Origin of the sequence: Shewanella violacea DSS12, assembly GCF_000091325.1 — a bacterium.
Taxonomy (GTDB): domain Bacteria; phylum Pseudomonadota; class Gammaproteobacteria; order Enterobacterales; family Shewanellaceae; genus Shewanella; species Shewanella violacea.
The window spans coordinates 292,868-305,811 of sequence record NC_014012.1; the positions used below are offsets into that span (position 1 = coordinate 292,868).

Annotated in this window: 11 protein-coding genes and 1 rRNA gene; 4 read left to right on the plus strand and 8 right to left on the minus strand. The window is 43.8% G+C overall.

The annotated features are described in order from the left end of the window. Positions 1-116: 116 nt before the first annotated feature. From rrf to SVI_RS01200, 4 genes are all read left to right on the plus strand, one after another. Positions 117-232 (plus strand): 5S ribosomal RNA (gene rrf / locus SVI_RS01185). 1,555 nt (positions 233-1,787) lie between these two features. Beyond that, complete coding sequence (locus SVI_RS01190) at positions 1,788-3,122, plus strand: paraquat-inducible protein A (RefSeq protein ID WP_231847756.1); 1,335 nt, start codon at positions 1,788-1,790, stop codon at positions 3,120-3,122. Positions 3,123-3,149: 27 nt separating this feature from the next. Continuing rightward, the gene (gene pqiB, locus SVI_RS01195) at positions 3,150-4,796 is read left to right on the plus strand and encodes an intermembrane transport protein PqiB (RefSeq protein WP_041420162.1); all 1,647 of its coding nucleotides are present in this window, start codon (positions 3,150-3,152) and stop codon (positions 4,794-4,796) included. Further along, positions 4,793-5,362 (plus strand): PqiC family protein, encoded by a 570-nt coding sequence (locus SVI_RS01200; RefSeq protein WP_013049536.1) that lies wholly within the window; start codon positions 4,793-4,795, stop codon positions 5,360-5,362. The genes pqiB and SVI_RS01200 overlap by 4 nt, the downstream gene beginning before the upstream one ends. 67 nt (positions 5,363-5,429) lie before the next feature. Here SVI_RS01200 and mutT read toward each other — a convergent pair whose 3' ends face one another. The 8 genes from mutT to SVI_RS01240 form a co-directional block, all read right to left on the minus strand. Further along, positions 5,430-5,846 (minus strand): 8-oxo-dGTP diphosphatase MutT, encoded by a 417-nt coding sequence (gene mutT, locus SVI_RS01205; RefSeq protein WP_013049537.1) that lies wholly within the window; start codon positions 5,844-5,846, stop codon positions 5,430-5,432. A gap of 5 nt (positions 5,847-5,851) precedes the next feature. Continuing rightward, positions 5,852-6,064, minus strand: coding sequence for a DNA gyrase inhibitor YacG (gene yacG / locus SVI_RS01210; RefSeq protein ID WP_013049538.1), 213 nt, complete (start codon positions 6,062-6,064; stop codon positions 5,852-5,854). A gap of 97 nt (positions 6,065-6,161) precedes the next feature. Continuing rightward, on the minus strand, positions 6,162-6,896 hold the full coding sequence (gene zapD, locus SVI_RS01215; protein ID WP_013049539.1) for a cell division protein ZapD: 735 nt from the start codon (positions 6,894-6,896) through the stop codon (positions 6,162-6,164). An 8-nt stretch (positions 6,897-6,904) separates the two neighbouring features. Next, positions 6,905-7,510: a dephospho-CoA kinase gene (gene coaE, locus SVI_RS01220; RefSeq protein WP_013049540.1), complete on the minus strand. Its 606-nt coding sequence runs from the start codon at positions 7,508-7,510 to the stop codon at positions 6,905-6,907. A gap of 32 nt (positions 7,511-7,542) precedes the next feature. Then, on the minus strand, positions 7,543-8,460 hold the full coding sequence (locus SVI_RS01225; protein ID WP_013049541.1) for a prepilin peptidase: 918 nt from the start codon (positions 8,458-8,460) through the stop codon (positions 7,543-7,545). A 60-nt stretch (positions 8,461-8,520) separates the two neighbouring features. Beyond that, entirely contained in the window at positions 8,521-9,792 is a 1,272-nt protein-coding gene (locus tag SVI_RS01230; protein WP_013049542.1) for a type II secretion system F family protein, read from the minus strand. Between the two features lie 29 nt (positions 9,793-9,821). Then, complete coding sequence (gene pilB, locus SVI_RS01235; protein ID WP_013049543.1) at positions 9,822-11,531, minus strand: type IV-A pilus assembly ATPase PilB; 1,710 nt, start codon at positions 11,529-11,531, stop codon at positions 9,822-9,824. A gap of 98 nt (positions 11,532-11,629) precedes the next feature. Beyond that, entirely contained in the window at positions 11,630-12,076 is a 447-nt protein-coding gene (locus SVI_RS01240; RefSeq protein ID WP_013049544.1) for a prepilin-type N-terminal cleavage/methylation domain-containing protein, read from the minus strand. Positions 12,077-12,944: the final 868 nt, after the last annotated feature.

Below are 12,944 nucleotides of genomic sequence, written 5' to 3' on the forward strand. Positions count from 1 at the left end.
CAAGCACAAAAGAATACGAACTTGATTTAAGTCGAACCAATTATTACTTTATTTAAAGCTATTTAGAATATTTTAAAAGATTCTGAATAGGCAGCTTTCTAAATTTACCAAATTAGTCTGGAAACCATAGCATTGTGGCACCACCTGAACCCATCTCGAACTCAGAAGTGAAACGCAATCGCGCCGATGGTAGTGTGGGGTCTCCCCATGTGAGAGTAGGTCATTTCCAGGCGCCTAATTAAGTAACTAAGCCACCTTATTAAGGTGGCTTTTTTGCGTCTGGGATTTAATAAAGTTTTGGCTGTTTAGCTCGAACTTACCGGTACAGATATCAGGTGGCTTATCCACTTAAGCACGTACGTGCAATGCCTACCCCCGATGTCGCCCCGCCGCTGAGCGGGGTCCCCCGCTACGAAATCAAGTTTCTCCGCGTTCAATTATGGCTGAATACTGTGTATTCAAAGCGCCGTAATTTCACCCCCATGTGTCCACTCCGTGGACTACGAGAGTAGGTCATTTCCAGGCGCCTAATTAAGTAACTAAGCCACCTTATTAAGGTGGCTTTTTTGCGTCTGGATGTTTTTAAATATAGATTTTATTACCCATATCCACGTCAATGTAGGCAGGTGACTTATCCACTTAGGAAGGCATGAATTCCTACCCCGATGTCGGTCGGTAAATGCTCCTTCAATATCGACACTTCCGCCATCCATGGCGGTCGCCCCGCCGCTGAGCGGGCTCTCCCGCTACGAAACTAAGTTTCTCCGCGTTCAATTATTGCGTACTCAAAGTGCCATAATTTCACCCCCATGTGTCCACTTTGCGGACTACGAGAGTTGCTCATTTCCAAGCACCTAATTTCTCGTACAGAGAGTCGATAAATCCCCTGCACTTTGTGTTGGGGATTTTTCGTTTAACAGCTTTTGAAATGACCTTCTCGCATGGGGGGGCATAAATAGCGTATGCGAAGCATGCTTCCTTTTATGTGATAGGTAGAGATTTTCTCCTGCAATCTCGACACTTCCCACGTCCCTGTGGGTCGTAGCTTGATGCATGGGTAGGTAGTAAAACGTTCCAGACATTTTCTACATTCCTCACATCCTTGTGAGTCAACGCGAAGGGCTTGCCCGAAGCTGGGTCATTGGAAGGCGCCTTGCTTGCAGGCTACAAAGGAGCTACTTCACATGCAGCCCAAAGCTGCTAACGCAGTGTGGTGCCCTCAGTTCGACAACTACGTCGTCTGTCGCTACAAAGCAGCTGAATGCTGCGCATCCAAAGCTCTACTTCTCCTCCCCCTTGCGTTTGGCCTTCAGGAAATATCATGTTGGGCCATTGGAAGCGACTCTAATTTTTATTCTAAACTACTAATGTCGCATCGAAATATCTGTTCTCCGCGCCCATGAGTTCTGTGAATTGAAAGATCTCAAAGTAAGGCCATTGATGATTTCTTAGTTCTGGCCTACAAACTAGATCTTAGTTTGGGCACCACTGTTAGACGATTGAGAAACTTTTCGCTACGAATTAGCTGAATGCTAGACATGCAAAACACAGATTTAAGTCTTAATGTAAGAGTGTTTTTTCTAATAGAAAAAGTGGATAAATTGTGACGTATAAGATGTAAGAAGTAGCATTTCTGCAGGGCACATTTTAAAGGATTCGAAGCAGGCTCTGGCTGGCACGTTTTGTGTACTATTTTATCTAAATGTGTGATCTCATTGAAGTTAAACTCCTTGCTCAAATGCCTGTGAAGGTTGACAATATATGCTCGTTTCTAGACTGGTGCATATGTGTTGATTGCAGAACCGATTAAACAAACATCAGATAATGAATTCATGGTCGCGTGTGAAGAATGTGGCTTAGTGGTGAATATTCCTGAGCTCAGTTGCGGTCAAAAGGGGAGTTGTCCTCGCTGTGATCATACAGTAATAAAACAAATCCGCTTACCCTATCATCGAGTCGTAGCCTATGGCATAGCCTGCCTGATCATGTTGGTCTTGAGTGTTTCTTTTCCATTTATGTCGTTTAGCGTAAACGGCATGGGTCAAGAGATCACTTTACTCAATACTGCAGAAACACTTCAACATTTTGAAAATAGTGCACTCGCTATATTATTAATGCTGACGGTATTAATCTTACCCGCTCTTTATATCTTATTGATGTTGTACTTATATTATCATGCCGCTAATGCAAAACATCTTGGACATAGCATTAATAGGCCTAAGGCGGTTAAGTATCTCTGCCGAGTATTATTTAAGATCCAACCTTGGTTAATGGTGGATGTATTCTTAATTGGAGTGCTGATTAGTTTGGTTAAAATATCTGCACTTGCAGATATTGGCCTTGGTAATTCATTTTGGGCGTTTTGTATCTATAGTTTCTTGGTGGTTAAGTGTGTTTCGTTAGTCGATAGAACATGGTTATGGCAGCAATTCTTTCCCATGCAGCCGATTCAAGGCGTCGATGTGGGGGATAGCCATCTGAGCAATAATCATGTTGCTTGCCATATGTGCAATCAGCTAAACCCTATGCCTACGGCTAATCATGGGAAATGCTTACGCTGTGAAAGTCACTTGCATCCTTATAACCCCCAGGATTCACTGCAATATGCATGGGCCTATCTATTGGTCTCTATTGTATTTTATATTCCGGCCAATCTTTATCCAATGATGTATACCGTGAGCTTAGGTGAAAGTGATGGTTCGACAATTATTGGTGGGGTCATCTTACTATGGGAAATGGGTTCATGGCCGATTGCCATGGTAATCTTCATTGCCAGCGTACTGATCCCCGTATCAAAGATGTGTACTTTGGTTTATCTCTATTATAGTGCTAGAAAACGTTCGAATGATTCCTCCTATGTCGCGATTAAACGAATGAGATTGTACCGTGTGACTGAATTTATTGGTCGCTGGTCCATGATCGATATTTTTGTTGTCGCAATTTTAGTCGCTTTGGTCCAGTTACATAATTTAATGTCGATCTCACCTGGGCCAGCAGCTATCTGTTTTGCTTTTGTGGTGATTTTTACCATGCTATCGGCAATGAGTTTTGATCCTCGGCTATTTTGGGTCGCCAAAGGTAAGAGTAAGCAAGCTTCGGAGCTGAATAGCATTCAGCAGTAAATATGAATATTAATGAGAAAACAGATTATGAGTAATAACCAGCCGGCTGAGGCTAAAATACAGAATCTGAAGCAAGTATCTGCAGTTTGGTGCATTCCAATCTTGGCATTAGCAATCGGAATTTGGATGTTTGTGCAATACATAAGCAGTCAAGGGCCTGTCATTACGATTAGAATGCCTAATGCCTCGGGTATAGAGATTGGAAAGACGGCGATTAAGTCATTGAGCGTTAATGTTGGTGTCGTGACTAATGTCCAGTTAAGCGAAGATTACAGTTATACCTTAGTGACGGCTCAAATGAATAGAGATAGTGACCGAATGCTTAAAGAGGATACCTCGTTTTGGGTCGTTAAGCCGCGTATAGGTTCTGGTGGTATTACTGGATTAGATACCTTGCTCTCTGGCGCTTATATTGAAATGCAGCCTGGGGACGATAAAGAAGACAGGGAACATTTTGTTGCTTTGGAGAATCCTCCTGTTGCGCCTGTTGATGCTAAAGGATTGCGGATCATACTTACTAGCCATCACGCTGGTAAGCTAGGTGTGGGTGATCCTGTACTGTATGAGGGCTTCACGGTGGGCCGGGTTGAAAGTGTTAGTTTTGACATTAAGAGTAAACTTGCAAACTACCAGTTATTTATCTTTGAACCCTACGATAGCCTAGCCCGTACCAATAGTGCGTTTATGATGCTCTCAGGTTTCAATATTCAAATGAATGCGGAAGGAGTCAATGTTAACGTAGGCTCTCTGGAATCATTAATGACTGGCGGTGTTACCTTTATGACGCCGGATGGTGACTCTGAGTCGAGGCAAACTGAGCAGCTAGTGCATTATCGCTTATTTGACAGTGTGCACGATTATCGCGAGAAAATGTATGAGAAACATTTAGACTTTGTGATGATGTTTACTGAGTCTATTCGAGGCCTTAAAGTTGGTGCTCCAATCGAATATCGTGGTATCAAAATTGGTACAGTAAAAAAAGTACCCTTGCGTTTGCCAACGAGTAAAGAAGGTTTCTCTAACAAGGAAATCCCAGTATTAGTCCGTATTGATCTTGGTCGTATCTATGATCACTCTGATGAAGGTAGTTTGGAAGAGCTGCAAGCAAGCTTTGAGACAGAGTTTAACAGCGGACTGCGCGCGACATTAAAAACGGGTAATTTACTGACGGGAGCACTGTATATAGGTACCGATTTATACAAGGGTGAAAAATTACCTAATACGCGACAATATGCTGGTTTTAACATATTCCCGACTAAAACCGGTGAGCTTGCCGAAGTACAAAAGCAGTTGACAGAACTGCTGCATAAGTTCAATAAATTACCGGTTGAAGATACCTTAAAATCAATGACGGCAACGTTAAAAGTATCTCAGAAGACATTGCTATCGGCCGAACGGGTAGCCAATGATTTGGATCGTTTGCTTAAGCAGAATGATACTCAATCATTACCTGGAGATATTCGGACTAGTCTGCAACAGATTCAAAAAACCTTAAATGCTTTCGGTCCGGATGCAGCGCCATATCAGAATCTTGAAGGTGCATTAAGCCGTTTTGAGGAAGTAATGATAGAGTTACAGCCCGTGCTGCGTCAGCTAAACGAAAAACCAAACTCTCTGGTTTTTGGTGATGATAAAGCGAAAGATCCTATTCCTGTTGGAGGCCATAAGTCATGAAAAAGTGGTTAGTAATTACAGTCTTAACCTTGATGGTAGGATGTAGCAGTACCCCTAGTGAATTAGTCACTTACTTGCTGCCAAGCGGTAATACAGCTAGCGCAGCACATCACGGTAACGACCAAAATTTATTGATTGTGGCCCCAGTTGACGTTGCGTCATATTTAGCTGATATGGGGTTGGTTTATCAGGTAAGTCCTACCGAGATAGTGGAGGCGCGGCAGAGCTTGTGGGCTGAGGGGTTATCGAAACAGTTAACCCGCCGCATTACTAATGATCTTCGCCAGAAGCAGACTGGCTTCTGGCCAACCCAGTTAACATCCACACTATCGACGGCGGGTATTCCAAGATTACAGATCCGTATTAATCGGTTTAATGGGGTTTATACCGGTGTTGCAGAAGTTGCTGGAGAGTGGATGCTGATAGACGCTAAAGGTGAATTGCAAACTGTTCATCCCTTTATATTCAGTGTGCCATTAGCAGCAGATGGCTTCGCAGCACAAGTAGAGGCACTATCCCTAGGTGTCGATGAGTTAACAACACAAGTGGCAGTTAGTCTTAAGTAATAAGCGGTGAGTGGCAGTCCCCATATTTGAGATGGGGACTTTATCTAGGCTAGTAATTTATCAGGCGTTAGGATTCAAGTTCTAAAATTTTATCGATAATAGGCTTGTTTGCATCAGGGAAGTCATAGTCCTGCAAATCTAACTTAGAGACCCATTTTACTAGTTGTCCTTCGATACCATGAGCTTCTCCCGTAAAACCGGTTACCCAATGGATATCCAAGAGGACTTGCTTATCTGGGTAGTCATGGCTGATGGTCATCAAGGAGCTTGTATCTGTGATGGTTAAATCAACTTCCTCTTTCAGCTCTCGGGTTAATGCTTGGGTCACAGACTCCCCTTGTTCGACTTTACCTCCGGGAAATTCCCATTTTCCACCTTGGTGTAGATGGTTGAGGCGCTTGGCCAGCAGAATCTGATTATCAGAATTCATTATCACGCCTACTGCGACATGTATTCTTTTGGTTTTAGCTATCGAGACCGACAATTGGGTTAATCCTCTTTAAAGAAGCTTGATTCATCATATCCCTCTACATCCAGAGTCTCATGATCAAATTCGGGTTTAGCTGGGATTGCATGTTTTTCGGATGCCCAGTCACCTAAGTCGATTAGCTTACAGCGATCACTGCAGAAAGGCCTAAACTTAGACTCTGAATTCCAAATAACTTCTGCTTGGCAAGTGGGACATTTTACTAAGGTTGTCATTGATCTATCTCTACAAGGTACGCCTGTAAACTTAGCTTTAACTGTGGGTTTAAGCTAGTCAACAAGGGTGTTTGATATGCAGACCATGATACTGGCTTTAGATGCAGGTTGCTAACTTAAACTCGATAGTTCTATCTGAGTGTTTTTGTTGGTCGAATTGTACGAAGTGAATAGCGTATCTATTTTTGTGGCCGCTAATGGTAGGGTAACAGCCTTGATTTGAGTCTAGTTGCACTCTAATTAATGACAGCGCCTGATTACTCGTACCTTGGTAGAAGCCAGCTTTTGCCACGGCATCAGTATACTCAGTGGTTAATCTGGTTAGTTCTAATAGTAGGCTTATTGGCGTTAGTAACACTCTAAACGTATCTAGCCATTGAGAGTATTCTTGTCTGCGAGTATCCCAAGGTTTGGCTAACCAATAATGGAGTTGTGGCAGGTCGAAATTACAACAGGCCCCAGGCATATTGAATCTTTGGCGTAGAGCCATTAAGAATCGATTCTGCTTGAGTGGCTTACCTGGCCTTTCACTCATTTGAAGGTCGGCTCTAGCATTGGACAGGAGAGATAAGTATTTATCGACTTGTTGTTTATCTATGTGTGGTAGATTTTTCCAATTCGATAGTAACAAAATTTGTTTATTGAGGTCTTTGAGCACCTCGCCGCGGTAGTCGCAGCGCTCTGCTAATTCACACAGTGAGAAAAGGGGGAGAAAACAACGTTCTTGATGATCTTGTGTTAAGTTCATTTGCAGTTGCTGTTCAAGATACTCCAACCTAAGGTAGCTTCGAGTTTTCTCGTTTAGAGGTTGTTCATAGATCAATTCTGTCATGGTGATTATTAAGAGTTATTGGACCATTTTAAATAATTATTATGTAGTGCAATTACTTTGCTTTTGAGCGCTGATATCTCTCCTTGATTGTCTATGACATCATCAGCTTTAGCTAGCTTCTCGGCCCTTGGAGCCTGGCTGCTAATAATTTTTTCTACTTGTTCACTTGTTACCGCATCCCTACTAAGGGTTCGCTGGCTTTGTTGACTTGGTGAAATATCAATCAAAAGTGTACGATTTACTAACTTATCTAATTCATTCTCAAATAGCAAGGGAGCGACGAGAATAGTGTAGGGTGACGACGTAGCTGCTAGTTGATTTAGCATCTCTGTACGTATCATAGGGTGTAGTAAGCCGTTGACCCAGATTCGCTCTTTCGGCTGATTGAAGATGATTTCTCTTAAGGCGGATCGATCTAAGCTGCCATCTTGGTTCAATATCTGTTTACCGAAATGGCTAGCTATTTGATTTAAGCCCCTAGTGCCAATTGCCACCACATCCCGTGCGACTATATCGGCATCGACTAATTCGATGCCTAATTCTGCAAAAAGGTTGGCGACTGTGGTTTTGCCACTGCCGATACCGCCAGTTAAACCAATTAAATATTTAGGCATTATCTTATCTTTAACCATTGAATGAAGCGCCGTTAGCTATATAAGGTGGATAGATACCAAGTATTGATATTATTACCCCAGATCATGGCTATCCAGCCCGCTAATGCTATATAGGGACCAAAAGGAATTGGATTACCTTTATTGAGCCTTTTACTGATGATCAGCATGATACCAACGACCGCGCCGACTATCGATGACAGCAGGATTATCTGCGGCAGTAATTGCCATCCAAACCAGGCACCAAAAACGGCTAAAAGCTTAAAATCACCATAGCCCATACCATCCTTACCTGTTAACAGTTTAAACGCCCAGAAGACACTCCAGAGGCTCAAATAGCCAGCTGCTGCGCCAATTAATGCATCGCTTGGGCTGGCAAAGGTGCTGTCTAGATTAATGATCAAGCCAAGCCATAGCAGAGGGAGTGTCAGTTGGTCCGGCAATAACATCTCGTCGAGATCTATACCTGTTAGCGCTATCAGTACGAAAGTGAGCACAGTAGCGAAGGCAAACTCCAAAGTTGGACCGAAGTGCAGTGCAAGAAAAGCCACGGCTAATCCAGTTAGCAATTCTATGATGGGGTAACGTGCAGAAATAGGTGAACTACATGAGGCGCACTTTCCTTGCAGCATTAGCCAGCCAATAACAGGCAAATTATGCCAAGGCTTGATATCTGTCTTGCATTTGGGGCAGGCCGAACCTGGTACAATTAGATTATATTTCTCTGGATAGCCATCGATAGCACGCTCTAGCTCATTTGAGATGGGATCGATAAGCTCTTTATGATACTCATTGAGATATTGATTACATTCTTGCTGCCATTCTCGTTTCATCATCACGGGAAAGCGATGAATGACCACATTGAGAAAGCTACCAATAACGGCGGCAAAGATAAAGGCTATAGCGCTAAAGAGCCACAAGTTGTGGCTTAATATAGTGATTAATTCTGTCATCTATTTTTTTCTTCTATTTAGGAGTCTTTCATTGATCTTGATTGTTACTTGCAATGGATGCTAAATAATCTTACCCATTTCGAAGATGGGAAGATACATGGCAACGATTAAACCACCGACTAAGGTACCGATCACTACCATCATGATAGGTTCAATCAGGCTAGAAAGTCCATCTACGGCGTCATCCACCTGCATCTCATAAATGTTAGCGACCTTATTGAGCATTCCATCGAGTCCACCAGACTCTTCACCTATCATCACCATCTGGATCAGCATATCGGGAAATAGGTTGGTGGTGCGCATGGCGACATTCATCTGCATCCCCGCCATCACTTCGGAACGGACCTTTAGTACCGCTTTGCGATAAACTGCATTTCCCGAGGCGCCGGCGGCAGATTCCAGACCATCTATAAGGGGGACACCTGCGGCGAAGGTTGTCGCTAAAGTGCGTGCGAAACGAGACATGGCGGCTTTATGCAGTATGGGGCCGATAGCCGGTATTCTAAGTAGTGACGCATCGACTTGATCTCTAAACTTCTGGGAACTTCTGTGTGCGCGTTTAAATAAAAAAACGGCAACTATGATTATCACGGCAAATATATACCAGGAGGCTTGCAGTGCATCAGAAATACCTATGACTAACTGGGTAAAGGCTGGCAGTTCGGCGCCGAAACCGGAAAATATTTCCTCAAACTGTGGGACGACGAAGAGTAACAGTAAGGCTGTTACCCCGAAGGCTACAACGACAACCGCAGCTGGGTAAAACATGGCCTTCTTAATTTTAGATTTTAAGGCTTCGGTTTTCTCCCTGTAGGTTGCGACACGATCGAACACGGCATCTAGTGAACCTGAGTGCTCACCGGCGGCCACCAGATCCACGTACAAGTCATCGAAATATTGTCTGTGGGGCCTTAATGCATCAGATAGCGGAATACCGGCTTGGACATCGTTTAAGATAGTGCCTAATAGCTCTCGCATCTTGACCTTCTCATGACCTCGGCCTAACATCTCGATAGTGGTTACCAAGGGGACACCGGCTGAGAGCATAGTTGCTATCTGACGGGTGATCATGGCGATATCCATGGCATTTATCTTGGGTGCCCCCAATTGGAAAAGACTGGCGGATTGCTTTTTGACCGACTTAGGGTTAACCCCCTGAGTTTTTAGCTGACTACGGACTTCTGCGGCCGTGGCGCCTTTAAGTTCTCCGGAGGTCTTTTGACCGGCTTTGTTGACACCTTTCCATTCATAGGTATAGATCTTAGGCTGGCTATTAACATTGGATTTCTTAGCTCGCGCCTGTCTTTTTTTTATCGTGCTTGCTGTCGCCATAGCCTTTCCTTAAAATAAAGTTGTCGAGTTTAGAAACTAGTGACTCGATTGATCTCGGCGATGCTGGTGACACCATGGATGACCTTGAGTAGCCCCGACTCTCGTAAATCTCGCATGCCTTCTTCTTTGGCCATGGTGGCTATCTGTAAGGAGTTGCCTCCTTCCATGATGATGCGGGCTATCTCATCTGATATCTTCATCACCTCATAGATGCCGACCCGGCCCTTGTAACCGCCGGAGCAGAGATCGCAGCCCACTGGTTTATAGGTGGTGATGCCTTCATCTATGTTTGCTTGCTTAAAGCCTAACCTCTGCAGTTCGTGTTCAGGGATATCTTCTGCTTGCTTACATTCGGGGCAGAGGCGTCGAGACAGGCGCTGAGCTATGATTAGGTTTACCGAACTAGCTATGTTGTATCCAGGAACGCCCATATTGATGAGTCGAGTCAGTGTTTCGGCGGCCGAGTTAGTGTGCAGCGTCGACAATACCAGGTGGCCTGTTTGCGCCGCCTTGATAGCAATTTCGGCGGTCTCTAAGTCTCGAATCTCACCGACCATGACCACATCGGGATCTTGGCGCAGAAATGAGCGCAATGCAGAGGCAAATGTCAGCCCCGCCTTGAGATTGATATGAACCTGATTGACCCCTTCGAGGTTTATCTCCACCGGGTCTTCGACGGTAGAGATGTTTCTAGCTTCGGTATTGAGTATGTTGAGACCAGTATAGAGAGAGACTGTTTTTCCCGAGCCAGTAGGGCCAGTGACCAGGATCATACCCTGAGGTTTTTCCAGCATCTCCTCGTACAGCTCGCGCTGATCGTCTTCATAACCCAGCTTCTCGATGCCTAGTTGCGCCGAAGAGGAGTCCAGAATACGCATCACTATCTTCTCGCCCCAGATAGTAGGCAAGGTACTGACACGAAAGTCTATGGACTTAGTGCGCGATAGCTTCATCTTGATGCGGCCGTCTTGGGGCACACGACGTTCGGCTATATCTAGCTTAGACATCACCTTGAGGCGGGCGGAAATTCGGGCTGAAAGATTGACTGGGGGCTCAGAGACTTCATGCAAGATACCGTCAATACGAAAACGTATACGGTAACGTTTCTCATAGGGTTCGAAATGCAGATCCGATGCCCCTTTGCGTATAGCGTCGGTCAATATTTTGTTGATATAGATGACGATCGGCGCATCATCACCGCTTTCGCTTTTTTGCTCTTCCTCACGCTTACTGGGGTCATCGACTTCGATATCGGCAAGAGCCGACTCATCTATGCCGCTGATATCCAGCGCCGAGATGTCATCCTCGAGAATCTTCTCTATGGCCTTAGTAAGCTTATCATCCTCGACCAATATGGCTTCGGCATGTAGGCCAGCGCTAAACTGAAAGTCTTCCAGGGCGGTAATGTTAGTTGGGTCTGAGGTGCCGATATAGAGGCGGTTGCCCCGCTTAAACAGTGGCAGGCATTTATGTTTCTCTATCAGCTTCTTATTGAGGAAGTCTTCGGGAATGCTGGCGACATCGAATTCGTCGAGATCTAGCAAGGGAGTGCCGTATTCTTCGTAACAAAGCTCGGCTATTTCTCGTGCAGAAATGAGCTTTTCTGAGACTATGGTAGAGACTAGAGATTGCTTATTTTGGCGAGACTTTGCTATAGCGGAAGCTATCTGCTCTTCGCTGAGCAACTGCTTACGAATAAAGAGTGTAGATAAACCTAAATGAAGACCCGTTGTCGGCATATTAGCTCATATATGTGGTTGAAAATATTAGGTCACGCTTATGTAGTAAACAAAAACACCAGAAAGCGGTTGCTTACTGGTGTTTTTAATCATTAATTCTATGGTGTAGGTGTGACGGCGGCTGGGGTTACACCTGCACCTTCTTGGCAAAGTTCATCTGTCCCGCCACTACCAGTAACAGCTGTAGCTGCATATGATACTGCGCCAGTAGCTGCAATTGTTGCTGTTACCATACATTGATCACCAGTATAGACAACCGTTGATTCTTTATTAAATTCAACTAGGCCAGTAAGTTTCATTGCGTCCATATTGGTCTTTACACTTGCACAAGCAATATCTGAAGTAACACAAGCAGCTGCAGTAGAAGTCATTGAGCTAACTGCCTTCATCGATGCTCCGCCACTTGCTGTAGTCACATAATCTTTGTAAGCAGGGAGCGCAATGGCGGCAAGAATACCGATAATTGCAACAACGATCATTAATTCAATCAGGGTGAAACCCTGAGCTTTCTTGTTTAGTCTGTTTTTCAAGTTAATGCCTTTCATTTTCTCTCTCCGTTGACCTAAATCGCTCGACCCACTCACCCTGCTCTTTTTATTTAGAGCAAGAGAAGAACTGAACTTTTACTCATGCCATCTTAGAATCAGCAAAGTAACTTAATTATAGACGTCTTAGCCGTGTTGCTCCTGCGCTAGCTAAACTTTCCTTATTTATCCCTAAGATAAACGCTACATTAAGTGTTAGTTACTATTTCTAGTCTAGTGATTAGAAATGGGGCCTTACTCTTCAGTCATTTTGCTAAATATTTAAAGTTACTATATAGAGAACTTAAGCTTAGATTAGACTCGAACCTAAGTTCATTCTAGTGTCGTTGTTTATTATGTACTGCTAGTTATGTTCTTTCCGGCTAACCGCACCTTATGGTTTCCTCCTGCTCTTTTGCTAGTGAATTAGAGACTCACTTACTAGGTTTTTATTACTAGCGCGTTATCACTAGCTTTTTATTACTAGCTCTTTATTACTAGTTTGGAGACTTGAGTGCTTAGCAAGTTGAAATATTAGCTAAGCCTAAGGTAAGTTTGACCGAAGTGGCCATCTCGCCTAGGTCCAAAGTTAGTACAAAGTTAATGTAAATGGAACTGTAAATTGCAATAAAGTACTAATTTGGTGGCTATTTAGTCTAAGTGGGTTAAATACATGTTAATTGAGTTCTAGCATTTTTTTGGCTGTGCATGAAAAACTGTCACCTAGGGGGTAAGTGTCAATTTATAGGCGCTTAGAGAAGAATGATGCTGATGGTTTTTTATGCGCTTGTTTGCTGCCAGCTTATGATATTAGGCAGTGTCTAATGGAGTGTCTAATTGAGTCTCTAGTTGAATGTTTAATTGAGTGGCTGAGCTGGTCATTAAATAT

Bases quoted from the DNA above. Each gene is read 5' to 3' on its own strand.
- pqiB (WP_041420162.1), top strand. From the start codon at position 3,150: ATGAGTAATAACCAGCCGGCTGAGGCTAAAATACAGAATCTGAAGCAA.
- SVI_RS01200 (WP_013049536.1), top strand. From the start codon at position 4,793: ATGAAAAAGTGGTTAGTAATTACAGTCTTAACCTTGATGGTAGGATGT.
- yacG (WP_013049538.1), bottom strand. From the start codon at position 6,064: ATGACAACCTTAGTAAAATGTCCCACTTGCCAAGCAGAAGTTATTTGG.
- zapD (WP_013049539.1), bottom strand. From the start codon at position 6,896: ATGACAGAATTGATCTATGAACAACCTCTAAACGAGAAAACTCGAAGC.
- coaE (WP_013049540.1), bottom strand. From the start codon at position 7,510: ATGCCTAAATATTTAATTGGTTTAACTGGCGGTATCGGCAGTGGCAAA.
- SVI_RS01225 (WP_013049541.1), bottom strand. From the start codon at position 8,460: ATGACAGAATTAATCACTATATTAAGCCACAACTTGTGGCTCTTTAGC.
- SVI_RS01230 (WP_013049542.1), bottom strand. From the start codon at position 9,792: ATGGCGACAGCAAGCACGATAAAAAAAAGACAGGCGCGAGCTAAGAAA.
- pilB (WP_013049543.1), bottom strand. From the start codon at position 11,531: ATGCCGACAACGGGTCTTCATTTAGGTTTATCTACACTCTTTATTCGT.
- SVI_RS01240 (WP_013049544.1), bottom strand. From the start codon at position 12,076: ATGAAAGGCATTAACTTGAAAAACAGACTAAACAAGAAAGCTCAGGGT.